General features: G+C 64.7%; 15 protein-coding genes and 3 tRNA genes. 9 read left to right on the top strand and 9 right to left on the bottom strand.

All coding sequences use genetic code 11. The features are described from left to right. Positions 1 to 518 precede the first annotated feature (518 nt). Positions 519 to 604, bottom strand: a tRNA-Leu gene (locus HF854_RS08190). A 512-nt stretch (positions 605 to 1116) separates the two neighbouring features. Between HF854_RS08190 and HF854_RS08195 the strand changes: the two genes are divergently transcribed. Further along, positions 1117 to 1593 (top strand): phosphatidylglycerophosphatase A family protein, encoded by a 477-nt coding sequence (locus HF854_RS08195; protein WP_168935851.1) that lies wholly within the window; start codon positions 1117 to 1119, stop codon positions 1591 to 1593. Between the two features lie 432 nt (positions 1594 to 2025). Here the strand turns inward: HF854_RS08195 and infA are convergent, their stop codons facing one another. The 3 genes from infA to moaC are packed head-to-tail and all read right to left on the bottom strand — an operon-like array spanning position 2026 to position 3628. Beyond that, on the bottom strand, positions 2026 to 2244 hold the full coding sequence (infA, locus tag HF854_RS08200) for a translation initiation factor IF-1 (protein ID WP_006008898.1): 219 nt from the start codon (positions 2242 to 2244) through the stop codon (positions 2026 to 2028). A gap of 59 nt (positions 2245 to 2303) precedes the next feature. Next, positions 2304 to 3134, bottom strand: coding sequence for a prolipoprotein diacylglyceryl transferase (gene lgt, locus HF854_RS08205; protein WP_168935852.1), 831 nt, complete (start codon positions 3132 to 3134; stop codon positions 2304 to 2306). 5 nt (positions 3135 to 3139) lie between these two features. Further along, on the bottom strand, positions 3140 to 3628 hold the full coding sequence (gene moaC, locus HF854_RS08210; protein WP_168935853.1) for a cyclic pyranopterin monophosphate synthase MoaC: 489 nt from the start codon (positions 3626 to 3628) through the stop codon (positions 3140 to 3142). 170 nt (positions 3629 to 3798) lie between these two features. Here moaC and HF854_RS08215 point away from each other — a divergent pair. After that, positions 3799 to 3885, top strand: a tRNA-Leu gene (locus HF854_RS08215). A 287-nt stretch (positions 3886 to 4172) separates the two neighbouring features. Here HF854_RS08215 and HF854_RS08220 read toward each other — a convergent pair. Genes HF854_RS08220 through cbiB form a run of 3 tightly spaced genes read right to left on the bottom strand, consistent with a single transcriptional unit; the run spans position 4173 to position 6573 of the window. Then, positions 4173 to 4757 (bottom strand): bifunctional adenosylcobinamide kinase/adenosylcobinamide-phosphate guanylyltransferase, encoded by a 585-nt coding sequence (locus tag HF854_RS08220; RefSeq protein WP_168935854.1) that lies wholly within the window; start codon positions 4755 to 4757, stop codon positions 4173 to 4175. 35 nt (positions 4758 to 4792) lie between these two features. Next, on the bottom strand, positions 4793 to 5533 hold the full coding sequence (gene cobS, locus HF854_RS08225; RefSeq protein ID WP_168935855.1) for an adenosylcobinamide-GDP ribazoletransferase: 741 nt from the start codon (positions 5531 to 5533) through the stop codon (positions 4793 to 4795). 44 nt (positions 5534 to 5577) lie between these two features. Beyond that, a complete protein-coding gene (gene cbiB / locus HF854_RS08230; RefSeq protein ID WP_168935856.1) occupies positions 5578 to 6573 on the bottom strand; it encodes an adenosylcobinamide-phosphate synthase CbiB in 996 nt (331 codons plus the stop codon). A gap of 615 nt (positions 6574 to 7188) precedes the next feature. On the opposite strand from cbiB, the gene HF854_RS08235 reads away from it, so the two are divergent. Then, a tRNA-Leu gene (locus HF854_RS08235) sits at positions 7189 to 7275 on the top strand. Positions 7276 to 7798: 523 nt separating this feature from the next. On the opposite strand, the gene HF854_RS08240 is transcribed toward HF854_RS08235, so the two are convergent. Beyond that, complete coding sequence (locus tag HF854_RS08240; protein WP_168935857.1) at positions 7799 to 9043, bottom strand: metal-dependent hydrolase; 1245 nt, start codon at positions 9041 to 9043, stop codon at positions 7799 to 7801. 9 nt (positions 9044 to 9052) lie between these two features. Next, positions 9053 to 9376 carry a chemotaxis protein gene (locus tag HF854_RS08245; protein WP_168935858.1) on the bottom strand — a complete coding sequence of 108 codons (324 nt, stop codon included), beginning with the start codon at positions 9374 to 9376 and terminating at the stop codon, positions 9053 to 9055. Between the two features lie 113 nt (positions 9377 to 9489). Between HF854_RS08245 and HF854_RS08250 the strand changes: the two genes are divergently transcribed. From HF854_RS08250 to HF854_RS08275, 6 genes are all read left to right on the top strand, one after another. Next, positions 9490 to 10230 (top strand): substrate-binding periplasmic protein, encoded by a 741-nt coding sequence (locus tag HF854_RS08250; RefSeq protein ID WP_168935859.1) that lies wholly within the window; start codon positions 9490 to 9492, stop codon positions 10228 to 10230. Between the two features lie 70 nt (positions 10231 to 10300). Continuing rightward, complete coding sequence (locus tag HF854_RS08255; protein WP_168935860.1) at positions 10301 to 11902, top strand: diguanylate cyclase; 1602 nt, start codon at positions 10301 to 10303, stop codon at positions 11900 to 11902. 31 nt (positions 11903 to 11933) lie between these two features. After that, positions 11934 to 12575, top strand: a complete 642-nt coding sequence (locus HF854_RS08260) for a phosphatidylserine decarboxylase family protein (protein ID WP_168935861.1) — start codon at positions 11934 to 11936, stop codon at positions 12573 to 12575. Positions 12576 to 12593: 18 nt separating this feature from the next. Further along, entirely contained in the window at positions 12594 to 13385 is a 792-nt protein-coding gene (pssA, locus tag HF854_RS08265) for a CDP-diacylglycerol--serine O-phosphatidyltransferase (RefSeq protein ID WP_168935862.1), read from the top strand. A 122-nt stretch (positions 13386 to 13507) separates the two neighbouring features. Continuing rightward, positions 13508 to 15055, top strand: a complete 1548-nt coding sequence (locus HF854_RS08270; RefSeq protein WP_006008917.1) for a 2-isopropylmalate synthase — start codon at positions 13508 to 13510, stop codon at positions 15053 to 15055. A gap of 434 nt (positions 15056 to 15489) precedes the next feature. Further along, the gene (locus tag HF854_RS08275) at positions 15490 to 16752 is read left to right on the top strand and encodes a 3-isopropylmalate dehydratase large subunit (RefSeq protein WP_168935863.1); all 1263 of its coding nucleotides are present in this window, start codon (positions 15490 to 15492) and stop codon (positions 16750 to 16752) included. The last annotated feature ends 8 nt before the right edge of the window (positions 16753 to 16760 follow it).

The raw sequence follows: 16760 nt of genomic DNA on the forward strand, positions 1-16760 counted from the left end.
ACATCACGAAAATCTGTTTGTTTCATGGGACGAGATTACCACACCTTTTAAAATCAAAAAACATGCCGGACATCCTCATAGCCTGTATCCTTTGGAGAAAACTGGTATGGCAAGGTGTATGCCGGACATTCTCTAACTAAACAATGATGTTATATTTTTCCAGCTTCTTCCATTGGCGTGGAATCTGGCAAAAAGTGCCATTGTAAGGTCTATCATTAAAAAAGTCCCGGCAATTAGCTGGGACTTTGTTTTTACTGTAATTGTAACCTCATGCAAACAATGATTTTTATGTTCACATATAAGCCTTTCTTCAAAGGAGCGCAAGTCGGTCAGCGACCTCGTAGCGTGCTGAAATTCGATGTTTGAAACGCGCGTCGGAAATTTTTGAGTGCTTGAAAAGGTGGAGGCTGAAGGGGCGCGGGGAAAAATCCAGGGCGCTGTTGTTGTAAAGCAGTTGTAAAAAATACGAAACAAAGAAAGCGGTTACAGAGTTATCTCTGTAACCGCTTGATATTTTCTGGTACCCGGAGCCGGGCTTGAACCGGCACAGCCGGTGGCCGAGGGATTTTAAGTCCCTTGTGTCTACCAATTCCACCATCCGGGCGTGGGCTCCTTTGTAGCTGGCAGCTCCCGCGGCGTCAAGGGGCGGGCGTTGCCAGACGGGGGCCGAGCCGCTACACTGCCCGAGGCTCCGCCGTCACAGGGGAGGCCCGGCAGGGGGGCACGTTTTCGTACGACAGTGCTTTGTCCGGGTCGTGCCGCACGCCCGCTCCTGTCGGGGCGGAAGGCAGGGAAAGCTCATCGGGACACGTGCCGGGGCCGTCACGGACTGTCAGGCAGCTGTGAAGGAACAGCCGCGCAAGGATGCTTTGGGGCGCGTCGCCCGCGCGGTATCCCGTTCGCGACAGACCGCCGTGCCGGTGCCGAGGCAAGGCATCCGCTCGGGAGTTCGTTTGGGCTCAGTCCGCTATCGTCCATGGCCGTGGCCGCCCGTGTTCGGGGGCGTGGCCGTGGACGTCGGCATCTGTGAGGCATTCGCCGTGCCGTGGACGGCTTTGAGGATGGATGCCTTTGTGCCCCTGTGTCCCCTGTATCGCGGAGCCGTGGAGGAACGATATGTCATTCTGGAATACCTGCATCCTGGCCTATTGCCGTCTGGGCATCGCCGGGCTTTCGCCCAAGGCTCCGGGCACGGCCGGTTCGGCTCTGGCCGCCCTGCTGGCGCCGTTGCTTTTTCTGCCCCTGCCGCTCTGGGGCCGTCTGCTTTTTCTGGCCGTGATCGTCGTGACCGGCGGTCTGGCCGCCACCCGGGCCGAGATCCTGCTGGGGCGCACCGACCCCGGGGAAGTGGTCATAGACGAGCTCGTGGGCGTCTGGATCGCCCTGCTGCCCCTGGGCGCGGGCCAGTGGTCGTGGCCCGGTCTGGTCTGGGCCTTTGCCCTGTTCCGCCTGTTCGACATCTGGAAGCCCTGGCCCGTGCACGCCTCGGAAAACTGGCTGCCCGCAGGCTGGGGCATCATGCTGGACGATATCCTGGCCGGTCTTATGGCCATGTGCTGCATGCTGGTGCTGCGGGCCCTGGGCTGGGTCTAGCAAGAGGGGAGAGAACATCCTCGCACGCTGCCGCCGATGCCCGCGGCTGTCTTCGGCGCGACGGGTATCGGTTCGGAGGAACTGCTTTCAGCGGCCGGGCAGCGCGAAAAAAGCCCCTTCCCTTTGCGCCTTCTTGTCACTCCGCGCGTTTGATGCGGGAGGGTGAGAGGAAAAAGGCAGGCCCGTCTCAGGCCGGATAGGGGGAGGCTGTACTCTTGGAGGAAATAAAAAAAGGACGCTGCGGCGTCCTTTTTTCGTATCTGTTGCAGGGAAAGGAGAAGAAGATCTCTCCTGAGCTCCCATGTTTGCCTGGGCGAGGCTGTGCGGCTGCGGGAGGGACGGTGATACTTCTCCGCCATCCACAGGACGCAACAAAAGCGCACCTCTGTCAGTACAGTCAGGGGTGCGCTGAAAAGGCGGGGCGGGTGCGGGCTACTTCATGCGGTAGGTGATGCGGCCGCGGGTCAGATCGTAGGGAGAGAGCTCCACCTTCACGCGGTCGCCGGGCAGGATGCGGATGTAGAACTTGCGCATCTTGCCGGAAATGTGCGCCAGCACTTCGTGGCCGTTTTCCAGCTCCACACGGAACATGGCATTGGGCAGGGCTTCCTGCACCACGCCGTCAACTTCAATGGAACCTTCTTTAGCCATATTTCCTCCAGAAAAATTCAGATAAGCGGCGAATATCTACACAGAAGAGACAAGGTCTGTCAACGCTTTCGTGCGCTCTTGCCCTTGCGGGGAGCCGTCGCGGGCTCCACGGCGGCCCGTTCCCGCGGCGTGCGGCACAGCAGCCACAGGCCCGCGGCCATGAGCGGCAGGCAGAGCAGCTGGCCCATGGTCAGCCAGCCGAAAGCCAGGTAGCCCAGCTGGGCATCGGGCACGCGCACGAATTCCACGCCAAAGCGGAACACGGCGTAGAGCAGGGCGAAAAGACCGGAGACGGCGCCCGCCTTGCGCGGCCGGGCGGAGAAGATCCAGAGTACCACGAACAGCACCAGCCCTTCCAGCAGGCCTTCATAGAGCTGCGAGGGGTGGCGCGGCCAGGGCCCGCCGGTGGGGAAGACCATGGCCCAGGGCACGTCGCTGACCTTGCCCCAGAGCTCGCCGTTGATGAAGTTGCCCATGCGGCCCCAGAACAGGCCCTGCGGCACCAGCGGCGCGATGAAGTCCGAGACCTCGAGGAAGGACTTCTTGCGGGTGCGCGCGAAATACCAGAAGGCGCAGAGCACGCCCAGCAGGCCGCCGTGGAAGGACATGCCGCCGTTCCAGATGCGCAGGATCTCGCCGGGGTCGTCGATGTAGGCGGGCAGATCGTAGAAGAGCACATAGCCCAGGCGCGCGCCCAGGATGACGCCCAGCATGACGAAGGTCAGCAGGTCGTCCACATCCACGGTCTTCCAGCCGGAACCGGGACGGGAGGCCCGCCAGCGGGCCAGGCCCCAGCCCACGAAAAAGGCCAGCAAATACATGAGGCCGTACCAGCGCAGCTGCAGGGAGCCGATGCTGAAGGCCACGGGATCGATGGCAGGGAACTGCATCCGTCTTAGTCCAGGGGCTTGGCGTGGAAGGCGCCGCTGCGGCCGCCGTCCTTGAACAGCAGACGGACGCGGCTGATGACGATATCGCGCTGCACGGCCTTGCACATGTCATAGATGACGGCAGCGGCGGTCTGGGCGGCGATGATGGCTTCCATCTCCACGCCCGTGGGGCCGGTGGTGCGGGTCTCGGCCTCGATGCGCACGCTGGGCGGGGTGTCGCGCACCTCAAAGCGCACGTCCACGAGGTTCAGGTTCAGGGGATGGCAGAGCGGGATCAGTTCCGAGGTGCGCTTGGCGGCCATGATGCCGCCCACCTTGGCGCAGGTCAGCACGTCGCCCTTGGGCAGGGCGCATTCCTTGAGCAGTTTCAGGGTATTGGGCGAAAGCTCCACGATGGCTTCGGCAATGGCCACACGCTGGGTGTCGGGCTTGGCGCCCACGTCCACCATGGTGATGTTGCCGTCCTTGTCCAGATGGGAAAAATTGTCCTGCATGAGGCGTATCCTTGCATTAAGAGTGTGCCTTGCTGTGTAGCGCATGGACAGGCGCAAGGCAAGGCGGCCGGGGCCTGCCGGGCAGGCCGGGAGCGGAAAATGGCGGGCCGGAAATTTTTTTGCAAAAAATACTTGCCAGGCAGGGGTAAATCCGCTACATACATTTCCGCGCCGAAGTGGTGGAATTGGTAGACACGCTAGGTTCAGGGTCTAGTTCTGGCAACGGAGTGGGAGTTCGACTCTCCCCTTCGGCACCAATGGAAAGTAAGGCTGGTAGAAATACCAGCCTTTTCCTGTTTCTGGGGCCGGGCAGTTTTTTGCCGGTCAGGGATGACAGCCGGTGGCAGGCAGCAGCCTTGCCCCGGCTTTTTTTATGCCCCCTGTGTTCCTTGGAAACAGAAGACGGCGTGCTTGCCTGTTGCCGGCAGCATGGAAACAAAAAGACGCGCCCTTCCCGTGGAGGGAAGGGCGCGTCTTCTGTTTTGGCGTACGGAGCGGGAGCGGCACTGTGCACGACGGCTGCAGGCTCCCGGAAGGGCGGGGCTCAAAATTCCAGCTTTTCCAGCCGCAGGCAGCGTCCGGCCACCACAAGGAAAGCCTCCCGTGCCTGTGCGGCAAGCATCTGGTTGGCCAGACCCAGGCCATCATCGAAAACACGGGCCAGACGTTCCGCCCGTATGCCGCCGAGGCCGGTCTCGCCGGAGACCAGCACCCAGCGGCAGGGGAAGGCCCGCATGGTGTGCAGCAATTCGTCCACTTCTTCCGTGAGGCTGGTCTCGAAGGCCGCCGCATCCTGCGGATCGTCCAGCGCGAACAGGATGTTGCTCATCCAGAGGGTCACGCAGTCCAGCAAGATGGTGGGCACGGGGGCATCCGCGGCCTGTGCGGCCAGCAGGGGCGCCAGCTCCCGGCCCGGATGCCGGGGGCATTCCAGCGTGTGCCAGTGGGCGGGGCGGCGGCTGCGGTGGCGCCGGATGCGTTCGACCATGGCAGGGTCGTCTCCCAGGGGCCGGGCCGTGGCCAGATACCAGACAGGCCCCCGGGCCTTTGCCGTGACCAGGGCCTCGGCCAGCGCGCTCTTGCCGCTGCGGGTCCCGCCCAGGAACAGGGTCAGGTCAATATCTTCCATAGGGCTTCCTCCTTCAGGGGGCGGTCGTCATGTCCTTACGGCAGGCAGCAGACCGCCAGCACGGCGCATTCCGTGGTCTCGATAAGAGCTCCGAAGACGTCCCCCGTGACGCCGCCGATGCGCTTGCGGGCCGCGGACAACAGCCGGAAGGCCACCAGTCCGGCCGCCAGCAGGCCGTAGAGGCCATGCCGTCCCATCACGAGACAGGCCGCAAGGCAGAGCCCGAGGGCCGTATAGGCGTAGCGGGGCTTCATGCCGTCGTGCATCATGGAGCCCAGACCGCCGGGCCGGGCCGAGGGCAGACGCATGCCCACGAAGACCTGGCAGCGGCCCAGCAGACCGGCCAGGCAGCAGGCCCCCAGCGCATGCAGGGGCGCCGTCCCGGCCAGTGCCGCCAGCGCCGCGACCTTGGTGGAAAGGACGAAGAACAGGGCCAGGGCGCCGAAGCTGCCCAGGCGGGAATCCTTCATGATGGTCAGACGGCGTTCGGGCGAGGTCTCCACCAGCAGGCCGTCGCCGCAGTCGGCGACCCCGTCCAGATGCAGCCCGCCGGTGATGACGGTCCAGACAAGGGCGGCCCCGATGCCGCAGAGCGCGGCGGGCAGGCCCAGCCGGGCAGCCAGCAGCAGGGCCAGAGCGGCCAGAGCGCCCACCAGCAGGCCCACGGCGGGCAGCCAGGCCACCACACCGGAGAGCGTGGGGGGCAGAGGGGCGGAGCCCACGGGGATGCGGGTAAAAAAGGCCAGACCGGCGCGGAATGAGGTGATGATGGACATGCGGTATCGCCTTGCTGGAGGTTGAAGGAAAAAAGTCGTCGTCCTCAGATGCAGGCCACTGCCGCCGGCAGCAGGGAAGCCAGCGTCGCGAAGACCAGCAGGGAGCCCCACATAAGGCGCACGGCCTGCCGGATATGCCGGGCCGTGGCCAGCGGGGTGCCGTCGCCCAGCCAGGGATGATCGCGGTACAGGGGGCCGTACCAGGCCGGGCCGCCAAGCCGCAGGCCCAGGGCCCCGGCAAAGGCGGCTTCGCTCCAGGCGGAATTGGGACTCTCGTGGGCATGGCGGTCGCGCCAGCCCACCCGGCGGCAGGCACGGGCATCGAGTCCGGGCAGCAGGGCCGCGGCCAGCACGATGCAGGGCAGGGCCAGCCGCGCCGGGCACCAGTTGAGCACGTCGTCCAGGCGGGCGGAGGCTGTGCCGAAACAGCGATAGGTCTCGTTGAGCTTGCCCCACATGGCATCCAGCACGTTGGCGGCACGGTGGCAGGCGGCCAGGGCAGCGGCCCCGGGCAGTCCGGCCAGCAGCAGGCCCGCCGCCGCCCAGAACAGAGTGGAAAGGATGCCGTCGGTCAGGTTCTCGCCCACGCTCTCCACACAGGCCCGGGCCACGCCGTGGGCATCCAGCTGTTGCGGGTCGCGTCCCACCAGCATGGACACGGCCCGGCGGGCCGCCTCCAGATCGCCCTGTTCCAGCGGCAGGGCCACACGGCGGGCGTGTTCGTCCAGGCAGCGGGGCGCCAGACAGAGGGAGACCACGACCACACAGACGATCCAGGCGGTCGCGCCGCCGAGCATCTCTCCGGCAAGCCGGACAGGCAGTGCCGCCAGCAGGCCCACCGGCAGGACCACGGCCAGACAGGCCGCCAGACCGGCCAGTGTCATGCGTGGCCCGTTGGGACCGCGGCGGAAGACTCGTTCCATGATGGCGGCCAGGGCCCCCATGCCGCAGACGGGATGGACACGGGCCGGGGGTTCCCCCAGCAGTCGGTCCAGCAGCAGGGCGGCGGGCAGGAGAAGGAAGGCGGCCAGTGCGCTCATCGCCATGCTCCTGATGTCCCCGTGGCCGCTGCCGGCGAGATAAGGGAGAGCGTCGCCAGCGCAGCAGCGGCGCGGGAAGGGCTACAGCCGGACAGCGGCTGCTTCCGGGGCTGGGGGCGGAAAGAGATGCCGTTTTCCCCGTGCCGGAGGGCAGGGACAGGATAAAACGTGGGCCGGGAAGGCTGGGGGGCAGTGCTGCGCATGTGGGTTCCTTGCGTTTTTCCGGCCTTGGCCGGGCCGCCAGTCTGCGAAAAATCGGCTGCCTGCGCAAGGGGAGGGCAGGTGCCATCCGTTCTTGTCCGCCTTCATCCCGCGCTTCCAGCGTATCTCCCGAAAAGGCGGCACCAGCCGGATGGCGCAGATCCCGTCATGGTACATGGCCGGACGCCCCCTGTGCCTGCTTGCGGGGCTGTTCCGCGGACGGCAGCCATCTCGTCCGCTGTCCGCAGGGCGGCGAGTTTTGCGTTTCCTCTGCCTGCAGGAGGGGTAACAGTTCTTGAAAACCTGTGAGTGCTGCAGTTTATCATCCCGATTTTGTTTGTTAAAATAAAAAAATGGGAAAAATCGAAAAAAAAGCTTGCCAGCGGGGGGCGAATCCTGTAGACAGATTTTCGCGCCGAAGTGGTGGAATTGGTAGACACGCTAGGTTCAGGGTCTAGTTCTGGCAACGGAGTGGGAGTTCGACTCTCCCCTTCGGCACCAATGGAAAGCAAGGCTGGTAGAAATACCAGCCTTTTCCTGTTTCTGGGGCCGGGCAGTTTTTGTGCCGGTCAGGGATGACGGCCGGTGGCAGGCAGCAGCCTTGCCTCGGCTTTTTTCGTATGCCGGGCCGTCCGATGGCGCTGCTATCCCGTATCCGAATCGTTGCAGGACAAAAAAGGAACGCGCCTCATCCCAAAAGGAAGAGGCGCATTTTTGTTCATCAAAAATTCCTTTGTGGTTTGAAACCTCCCCCTTCAGGGGGAAAAGAGTGGTTGACAAGACGGCGGAGCCGATAAAATCCTTTTTCGTAACCCCTCCCTTCAGGGAGGGGCAATCCGCACGACCCCTATCCGTCGGCTGCGGAGTCAGTCGGCGGACGGGGCGACTGTGGATTGAAACATTGTGCAAAGCAAGGACGGAGCTGCCGGGATGGCCCCCGCAGGGCCGTGCCCGTTCGTCGCAGCGCGATGGGAACAGGCCCCGGGGCCGCAGGCTCCTTTGTCATAAGGGCGTATCCGCCCTCCTAACGCAATCCGGCCAGCCAGGGCAGGAAGGCGGGCTGGGACGGACGGCGGGGGGCCTGCCAGCCGGAATCGCGGCGGCTGTCGGAGAAATAGAGGCGTTCCTGCAACAGGCGCGGGCCCATGTTGCCGGGCTCCATCTGCACCATGAGCTGGAAGGGGATGCCGGCATTGGGGCGCATGGCCATGATCTTCTGCACCAGTTCCAGCTGCGAGCCGAAACGCTCGTCATGCAGCAGCCACTGGCTGGCGCCGGGCATGTCCGTGGTGCGCTGGTCTTCGGGCAGCGGCGTGATGACGGGCAGCAGCAGGAACTGGTCGAAAGTCCGGCAGGCCACGGACTGACGGGCCAGGGCGGTCATCAGGCCGGAGGGCGCGGCCACGCGGGTCTCTTCCTGACCATGGGGACGGCCCAGGGCATCCAGCCCCCGGATGCGGACCACCAGCTCTTCCTGCCTGTCCGCCGGGGGCAGCAGGGGATCGAGCTGCGTCTGCCAGGCCGGGGCGTCAGCGGGGCGGGCGGGCAGCTTTTCCAGATAGAGCGCCCGCCAGAACAGGGGGGCGAAGGCATCGGGCAGCACTACCATCTGGCGGATGTCACGTCCCTGGGCGGCCAAGGAGGCCTGCATCTGCTGCGTGTGCCAGATCTGGCACCCCAGGGCCAGGGCCGGGTAGAGGAGGATGCTCCAGAACAGGGCCAGCCGGACGCCGGGCTTGCCGTCCGAGACGGTGAGCCCGGCCGTATCCTGGAAGGGGAAGGGGATGGCCCCCTGGGCCTGGGCACGCTTCTTCTCCTGCCGCAGGCCGTGCCAGATGCCCCAGAGCAGGGGCAGGGTCATGAGCAGGTCGATGATATAGACGGCATTGAGGCGCAGGCGCTCCCCGGAGAAGGGCAGCCAGACCAGCGTGCCGTAGGTGGTCAGGGCATCGAGCCAGATATGCAGCAGGACCATGAGCATCATGAAGGCCCAGACCCCGCCGAACGACCAGGCGTTGCGGGTATCGTAGCGCCAGAGGGGCCGGGCCAGGATGGCCAGCAGCAGGCCCATGAGCGGTGCCGCTGCCAGGGCGTGGGTGATGCCGCGGTGCAGCAGCAGGGTCTGCAGGGGGCCGCTGGCGGCCAGGATGTCCAGATCGGGCGAGGCAGCCGCGAAGGCTGCCAGGGGCAGGGCCCAGCGGGTGGCGGGGCGCTGCGGCATGGCCAGCATGGCAAGGGCGCCGCTGGCGGCATGGGTGACAGGATCCATGATGTTCCTCTACTGACGGAAGGGGCTGCGCTGCCGGGGGACGGCCCGGTAGGCGGGATCTTCGGGCGAGATATCCCGGCCCATGTGGCGCATATACATGTTGAACTGGCTGCGCTGCATGGACTGCATGACGTCCGGCCGGTTGAAATAATACAGCATGGTCTGGGTGCTGTTGTTGCCGGTCATGGGCTGGCGCATGCTGTCTGCACCGCTGACGCCGGCCGGCACGGTGTCGGGCTCCGAGGTCCCGGTGCCGATATCCTTGGGGCCGCAGGCGGCCAGCAGGACCGCCAGGACGCAGATGACCAACAGGAAAAGGGGCGAATGTCTCATATTCCACCTCGGCCCGACTATACGGACTGGCGGCGTGGCTGGCAACCGCACAGGGGGCTGGCTTTTACCGTAAAATAGTGTAGAGTGCAAAAAATTATTATTGGTAATTGCGTATGCAACAATTTCTTATCTCTGCCCTGTGTTTATGCCTGTGCCTTGCCGCCACGTCTGCCGCTGCGTCAGGCAGTGCCCTGCGCGTCGGTCTCAGCGATGAGTATCCGCCGCTGTCGTATACCGACGAGGACGGGCAGCGGCGGGGATTCGAATACGAGCTGGCGGATTCCCTGTGCCGACGTCTGGGGCGCACCTGCGTCTGGACGTTCACCACGCAGGCGGACCTGGTGCAGGGCCTCAGGAACGGCAGTTTTGACCTGATCTTCGCCCAGCGCCTGGAGCCGAAGCAGGAAGGGCTGCTCTACAGTACCCCGTACTACCACTCCCGGGCCATGTGCATCGGGCGTCCCGGCGGGCGCGGGCCGGAAGAGGCGGGGGCCCGCATCGGTGTCTATCAGGGCTCCGTGCTGGTGCAGCGGGCCCGGGGCTTCTGGCCGGAGGCCGACATCGTCACCGGCAGTGTGCAGGAGCTCATCAGGCGCCTGCGGCAGGGCAGCATCGATGTGCTGTTCATCAATGATCTGGCCGGTTATGCCTTTTTGCTGACGGACGAAGGGCTGGAATTCGACCGCCTGGATGTCCCTTTCGATGCCGAAACCAGAGCCACGGGGAGCTGCGTGGCGGTCAGGGCCGGGCGCCCCGAACTGCTGGATGCCGTGAACAGGGCGCTGAAGGCCCTGCTTTACAGCGGGGAGTTCCACAACCGCAGCCGCAGTTATTTCCAGTATATCATCTACTGACACCGGGCGGCGGTACGCTGCCGGATCTCCATGATATCTTTCCCGGAGGGGAGTTTTCCAAAGTTTTGCCATGATCGGCTTTATCCGCAACAAACCTTTGCCGGCCCGCCGCTACCTGATTCTGCTGGTGCTGCCCTGGTGCCTGATGCTCCTGCTGACGGTGGCTGTGCTCTGGCCCTATCTTGCCGGCTTCCGCACCACTGTGAAGACCTTGCAGGACGTCCATCTGCCCGGGATCCTGGAAGCCCAGCGCACCCGGACCAACCTGAACATGCTGCTCAAGCAGCTGGTCATCATCTATCTGGCCGAGGCCCCTCTGGAACGGCGGCGGGCCCGTCTGCATGCCCAGGCCCTGCTGGCCGGCATGGCCCATGATCCCTCGCCCGTGGCTACTGAAGTCCTGGCGCTGGGGCCGCGCATCCGGCAGCTCTATATGATCTGCATGGAGGCGGACAAGGGCCTTTCCCGGCTCCATCGCCACGAGATGGAGATGATGCTCGCCCTCAACAGTCTGGAACAGGCCACGGGGCGCAAGATGGCCGGGGAGGTGATCTTTTCCCATACCGGCCGGGACGGCGTGCGTCATGGCCGGATGGCTTTTGAAAAGATGCAGCGCCTGCTGGCTCCGGTAGAGCAGATGTGCGCAGGATCGGAAGAGTTCCGGGACATCTGCGACCAGTTCGGGAAGCACAAGCGCGCTCTGGGCGAGACCTGGCGGGAAAAACTCGCTATCGACGCCCAGGCCCGCGCCCTCTGGCAGTCTTTGGAAGACGAGCTGCTGCGTCTAGTCAATGAGGTCTCCTCGCGCGAATTGCAGCAATCCCTGGAAGAGGCGGAGTCCCTTTCCGAAGCCACGGACTACATCGTCTGGAGCATCTTCCTCTTCACGCTGGGGCTGCTGGCCTTTTTGCTTGTCCTGCTCCTGCTGCTGCGGCGCGACCTGCTGCGGCCGCTGGTGCGCATCGCCGGGAACCTCTCCCGCCTGCGTGACGGCATGCAGCCGGAGCCCATCCCCGCTGTCCGCATCACCGAATTGCAGGAGGTCGTGGACATCGTGCCCGACATCAGCGGCTACCTGGGCTCCCTCAAGGAACGCAGCTGCCGTCTGGAAGAGGAGAAGGACGCCTACTCCCGCATGAGCCTCATGGACAGCCTGACGGGCATCCCCAACCGGCGCGCCCTGGACATGCGGCTGGCGGATCTGGCGGAGCTGCGGCAGGCGGCCAGCCTCATCATGCTGGATGTGGACCTGTTCAAGATCTACAACGATACGCTGGGACATCAGGAAGGAGACGCCTGCCTGCACCGGGTGGCCCAGGCCATGCGCGACGGCCTGCGCGGCGGCGACCGCGAGATCTTCCGCTACGGCGGGGAGGAGTTCGCCGTGGTCCTGGACGAGGTGTCGCCGGAGCATGCCCTGCATGTGGCCGAGCGCCTGCGCCAGACCGTGGAGCAGCTGGGCATCCCTCATCCCGGCAGTCCCGCCGGGCATGTGACCATCAGTCTGGGCGTGGCCGCCGTCGAGGTGCTGACGCCCGAGACCCTGCCCCGGCTCCTGGAGACCGCCGACAGCGCCCTGTACAGCGCCAAGGAACAGGGCCGCAACAGGGTCCACCTTGCCGGAGAGCTCGTGAAAAAGTCCGCTTGCCTTGCGGCGGGCGACAGGCTATAGCTCAGTTTTCCATCCCATCAGGAGATAATGCATGCGCCCTGCTTCTTGCGGCATCACCCCCGAAGGCTGGCCCACCATCGGCATCACGGCCCTGACGGCCCTTGTTTTTGCCTGCCTCGGCTGGCCGGTCCCCGCTGTCCTGGCTCTGGCCCTGTGCTGGTTCGCCTTCCACTTTTTCCGTGACCCCGAACGTGTGGTGCCCACCGCGCCCGGCCTGGCCGTCAGCCCTGCCGATGGCCGCGTCATCCGCATCGAGCGCAAGCCCGATCCCCTGACCGGTGACGAACGCACCTGCATCAGCATCTTCATGAACGTGTTCAGCGTGCATGTGAACCGCTCGCCCGTGACCGGCGTGGTGGAGCAGATCCGCTACTGGCCGGGCAAGTTCGTCAACGCCGCCTACGACAAGGCCGCCACCGACAACGAACGCTGCGGCTACCTGCTGCGCGGCGAAGACGGCGCCGCCTGGACCATGGTGCAGATCGCCGGGCTCATCGCCCGCCGCATCGTCTGCCGCGTGTCCGAAGGCGATGCCCTGGAGCGCGGCCAGCGCTACGGCATGATCCGCTTCGGTTCGCGTGTTGACCTTTACCTGCCCGAAGGCTATGTTCCCTCTGTGAACATCGGCGAGCAGGTCTTTGCAGGCCAGAGCACGCTTGCCACCAGAAACTGATTTCGAGTCAAGTGGAGCATGGTTGTGGACACTCAGCCGCAAGAAAAAAAACTGCCCGTACACAAGAGCATCTACCTCCTGCCCAACCTCATCACGTCGTTGAGCATGTTCATGGGCTTTTTGTCCATGGTCTGGGCTGTGCAGTCCCGTTTTGAAGAAGCGGGTCTGGCCATCGTGCTGTCCGCTCTGCTGGACGGCATGGACGGCAAGGTGGCTCGCCTGACCCATACGGCCAGCGAATTCGGTGTCCAGTATGACTCCCTGGCCGACCTCATCGCCTTCGGTCTTGCTCCGGCCTTCCTGCTCTGGCAGTGGCAGTTGGAGAGCCTGGGCCGCTTCGGCGTGGTGGTGGCCTTCCTCTTTGCCGCCTGCGGTGCCCTGCGTCTGGCCCGCTTCAACATCAGCACGGCCGTGACCGGCAAGCGCTTCTTCATCGGCCTGCCCATCCCCGCCGCGGGCTGTACGGTGGTGGCGTTCCTGTATTTCGCCGGTATCCTGCCGGAGTTCTTCCTGCCCGCCCTGCCCTATGTCAGCATCGTCATCGCGCTGGGCCTGGGCGTGCTCATGGTGAGCCGCGTGCGCTACTTCTCCTTCAAGGAGTATGATTTCCTGCGTGCCCATCCGGTGCGCTATCTGCTGGCCGTCATGGTCATCTTTGGCCTGGTCTACGCCCAGCCGCGCCTGTTCGGCTTCCTGCTCTGCGCCGTCTACATCTGTGGCGGCCTCTACTACTCTTTTGTCATTCTGCCCCGTCGTAACCGTCAGCTACTACGCGCCCTGAATCTGCAGGACGAGGAGAAAGCTGCGTAACGGTTTGTCGCCCCGCGGGGGCGGATCGAGAACCTTCTGATCGCCGCCGGCAGGGCGGCCGTTATGCAGTAGCATAACAAACAAGCACCCTTCGCGGGTGTCCGATCAGAGGAGTCAGATCCATGTCCAACCGCGTGTTCTTTTTCGACACCACCCTGCGTGACGGCGAACAGTCGCCGGGCGCGACCATGAACCTTCAGGAAAAGCTCCGTATTGCCCACCAGCTCGAAGTGCTGGGCGTGGACATTATGGAAGCCGGTTTCCCCGCCTCCAGCCAGGGGGATTTCGAGTCCGTGCAGCGTATCGCCCGGCAGGCGAAATCCATCCAGGTGGCCGGTCTGTGCCGCTGCATGGACAGCGACATCGACCGCTGCTGGGAGGCCGTGAAGGACGCCAAGAATCCCCGCATCCATACCTTCCTTTCCACTTCGCCCCTGCACATGAAGTACAAGCTGCGCAAGGACCCCGAAGTGGTGCTGCAGATGATCGAAGCCGGGGTGCGCCGCTGCGCCGGGTACACCGACAACGTGGAGTTCTCCGCCGAGGACGCCTCCCGTTCCGAACGTGACTTCCTCTGCCGCGTGGTGGAGACCGCCATCAAGGCCGGCGCCACCACCATCAACCTGCCCGACACCGTGGGCTATGCCCAGCCGCAGGAATTCGCCGACCTCATCCGCTACGTCATCGAGAACACGCCCAACAGCGACAAGGCCATCTTCAGCGTGCACTGCCACAACGACCTGGGCCTGGCCGTGGCCAACACCCTGGCCGCCCTCAGCGTGGGTGCCCGTCAGGCCGAGGTGACCATCAGCGGCATCGGCGAGCGCGCGGGCAACGCCGCCCTCGAAGAGCTGGCCATGGCCCTGCGCGTGCGCAAGGACTACTACGGTCTGGAGCACGGCATCGTCACCGAGCAGCTCTATCCTTCCTGCCGCCTGCTCTCCATGACCATCGGTCAGCCCATCCCCAACAACAAGGCCATCGTGGGCGCCAACGCCTTTGCCCATGAGTCCGGCATCCATCAGGACGGCATGCTCAAGAACCGCGAGACCTACGAGATCATGACCCCGCAGTCCGTGGGCCGCAACGAGAGCAACCTCGTCATCGGCAAGCATTCCGGCCGCAATGCCGTGCGCAACAAGTTCGAGAGCCTGGGCTACAGCCTGGATGACGACCAGCTGCAGATCGTCTTCGAGGCCGTCAAGGCTCTGGCCGACCGCAAGAAGACCCTGCACGACGATGACCTCATGGCCCTGGTGCAGGAAGAAGTCTACCGCATGCCCGACCTGTACCGCCTGCGCCATGTGAGCGTGCAGAGCTCCGACGCCGGCGGCGTGCCGCCCACGGCGGCCGTGCTCATGGACGTGGACGGCATGGAAAAGAGCGGCGCCGGTTTCGGCGTGGGCCCCGTGGACGCCATCTTCAATGTCATCAACGACATGCTGGGCCGTGAACCTCAGCTTGAGCAGTATGCGGTCAACGCCGTCACCGGCGGCACCGACGCCCTGGGCGAAGTGACCGTGCGCCTGCGCGAAGGCGAGTTCTCGGCTGTGGGCCGCGGCGCCCATCCCGACATCCTGGTGGCCACGGCGCGTGCCTATGTGAACGCCCTCAACCATCTGGCCAAGAAGGAAAAGGAAGGCGAGCGTCTGCACTGCCAGCACAGCTAGCGAGTGTTCCTGAGGGGAGGGGGCACCCCTCGCCTAGCGCGAGAGGGGTGCCCCCTCCCCTCAAACTTCCCTCCCTCTCCCCAGCGCGCTTTAGTTGGGGCTAGGTGGCTCTTGGGCCACAAGGCCCCGTGGGTACGCCCTGTGTCCCTGTCCGGGAATGACCCGCCGGGGAGAGGAAAAGGCAGCCAGCAGGAGAGCCCTGCATATTTTATGACCGCCCCTGTGGGAGCTCTGCCCACCTCCCGGATCTTTCCGGGGTGGTGCCGGGAGACCTTCAGCAGGGAAAAGCTGGCGCATCGCCCCGTCTGTCATCCTCCTGAATAAAGCGCATTTGGGGGAGGATGGGGGGCCCGGGGGGAAGGAACCCCCTTGGGGCGCTAGTCAAAGGGGGTTCCTTCCCCCCGCAATCGCATTCCGTACCAAGGAGAACCATCATGCCTCAGACGCTTGCGCAAAAGATCCTGCAAGCCCACACCGACGACGTCATCGAGCGCGACGGACAGATCGTCCAGTGCCGCCTGTCCCTGGTGCTGGCCAATGACATCACCGGCCCCTTGGCCATCAAATCCTTCAAGGGCATGGGCGCCAGCCGCGTGTTCGACAAGGACAAGATCGCCCTGGTCATGGACCACTTCACGCCCCAGAAGGACATCGCCTCGGCCAACCAGGTGATGATCAGCCGCCAGTTCGCCCAGGAGCAGGGCATCACCCACTACTACGAAGGCGGCGACTGCGGCGTGGAACACACCCTGCTGCCCGAACGCGGCCTGGTGGGCCCCGGTGACGTGGTCATCGGCGCGGACAGCCACACCTGCACCTACGGCGGCATCGGCGCCTTCGCCACGGGCATGGGCTCCACCGACATCGCCGCCGGCATGGCCCTTGGCGAGACCTGGATCAAGGTGCCCCCGACCATCCGCGTGAACATCAACGGCCAGATGCCCAAGTGGCTGCGCGGCAAGGACCTGATGCTGCTGCTCATCAAGACCATCGGCGTGGACGGTGCCCTGTACAAGGCCCTGGAATTCGGTGGTTCCGTCATCGATGCCCTGCCTGTGGAAGGCCGTCTGACCATGGCCAACATGGCCATCGAAGCCGGCGGCAAGGTGGGCCTGTTCGCCGTGGACGAGCTCACCCGCCAGTACTGCGCCGAGCACGGCCGTCCCGGCGTGACCATGAGTCTGGCCGCTGACGAAGGCGCCGTGTACGAGCGCGTGGTGGACATCGACGTGACCGGCCAGGAACCCGTGGTGGCCTGTCCGCACCTGCCCTCCAACGTGAAGAACGTTTCCGAGCTCAAGGACCTGTCCGTGCAGCAGGTGGTGGTGGGCTCCTGCACCAACGGCCGCATCAGCGACATGCGCGATGCCGCCGAGATTCTGCGCGGCCGCAAGGTGGCCAAGGGCGTGCGCTGCATCATCCTGCCCTCCACCCCCGCCGTGTGGAAGCAGTGCCTCAAGGAAGGCCTGATGGAAGTCTTCATGGATGCCGGCTGCATCGTGGGCCCCTGCACCTGCGGTCCCTGCCTGGGCGGCCACATGGGCATCCTGGGCGACGGCGAACGCGCCGTGGCCACCACCAACCGCAACTTCCGCGGCCGTATGGGCAGCCTGGATTCCGAAGTCTACCTGTCCAGCCCCGTGGTGGCGGCCGCCAGTGCCGTGGCGGGCTGCATCGCCGGCCCTGACCAGCTCTAAGCCGTTTT

The sequence above is a fragment of the Desulfovibrio piger genome (assembly GCF_012843875.1).
Classification (GTDB): domain Bacteria; phylum Desulfobacterota; class Desulfovibrionia; order Desulfovibrionales; family Desulfovibrionaceae; genus Desulfovibrio.

Bases quoted from the DNA above. Each gene is read 5' to 3' on its own strand.
- HF854_RS08195 (WP_168935851.1), top strand. From the start codon at position 1,117: ATGTCATTCTGGAATACCTGCATCCTGGCCTATTGCCGTCTGGGCATC.
- infA (WP_006008898.1), bottom strand. From the start codon at position 2,244: ATGGCTAAAGAAGGTTCCATTGAAGTTGACGGCGTGGTGCAGGAAGCC.
- lgt (WP_168935852.1), bottom strand. From the start codon at position 3,134: ATGCAGTTCCCTGCCATCGATCCCGTGGCCTTCAGCATCGGCTCCCTG.
- moaC (WP_168935853.1), bottom strand. From the start codon at position 3,628: ATGCAGGACAATTTTTCCCATCTGGACAAGGACGGCAACATCACCATG.
- HF854_RS08220 (WP_168935854.1), bottom strand. From the start codon at position 4,757: ATGGAAGATATTGACCTGACCCTGTTCCTGGGCGGGACCCGCAGCGGC.
- cobS (WP_168935855.1), bottom strand. From the start codon at position 5,533: ATGTCCATCATCACCTCATTCCGCGCCGGTCTGGCCTTTTTTACCCGC.
- cbiB (WP_168935856.1), bottom strand. From the start codon at position 6,573: ATGAGCGCACTGGCCGCCTTCCTTCTCCTGCCCGCCGCCCTGCTGCTG.
- HF854_RS08240 (WP_168935857.1), bottom strand. From the start codon at position 9,043: ATGGATCCTGTCACCCATGCCGCCAGCGGCGCCCTTGCCATGCTGGCC.
- HF854_RS08245 (WP_168935858.1), bottom strand. From the start codon at position 9,376: ATGAGACATTCGCCCCTTTTCCTGTTGGTCATCTGCGTCCTGGCGGTC.
- HF854_RS08250 (WP_168935859.1), top strand. From the start codon at position 9,490: ATGCAACAATTTCTTATCTCTGCCCTGTGTTTATGCCTGTGCCTTGCC.
- HF854_RS08255 (WP_168935860.1), top strand. From the start codon at position 10,301: ATGATCGGCTTTATCCGCAACAAACCTTTGCCGGCCCGCCGCTACCTG.
- HF854_RS08260 (WP_168935861.1), top strand. From the start codon at position 11,934: ATGCGCCCTGCTTCTTGCGGCATCACCCCCGAAGGCTGGCCCACCATC.
- pssA (WP_168935862.1), top strand. From the start codon at position 12,594: ATGGTTGTGGACACTCAGCCGCAAGAAAAAAAACTGCCCGTACACAAG.
- HF854_RS08270 (WP_006008917.1), top strand. From the start codon at position 13,508: ATGTCCAACCGCGTGTTCTTTTTCGACACCACCCTGCGTGACGGCGAA.
- HF854_RS08275 (WP_168935863.1), top strand. From the start codon at position 15,490: ATGCCTCAGACGCTTGCGCAAAAGATCCTGCAAGCCCACACCGACGAC.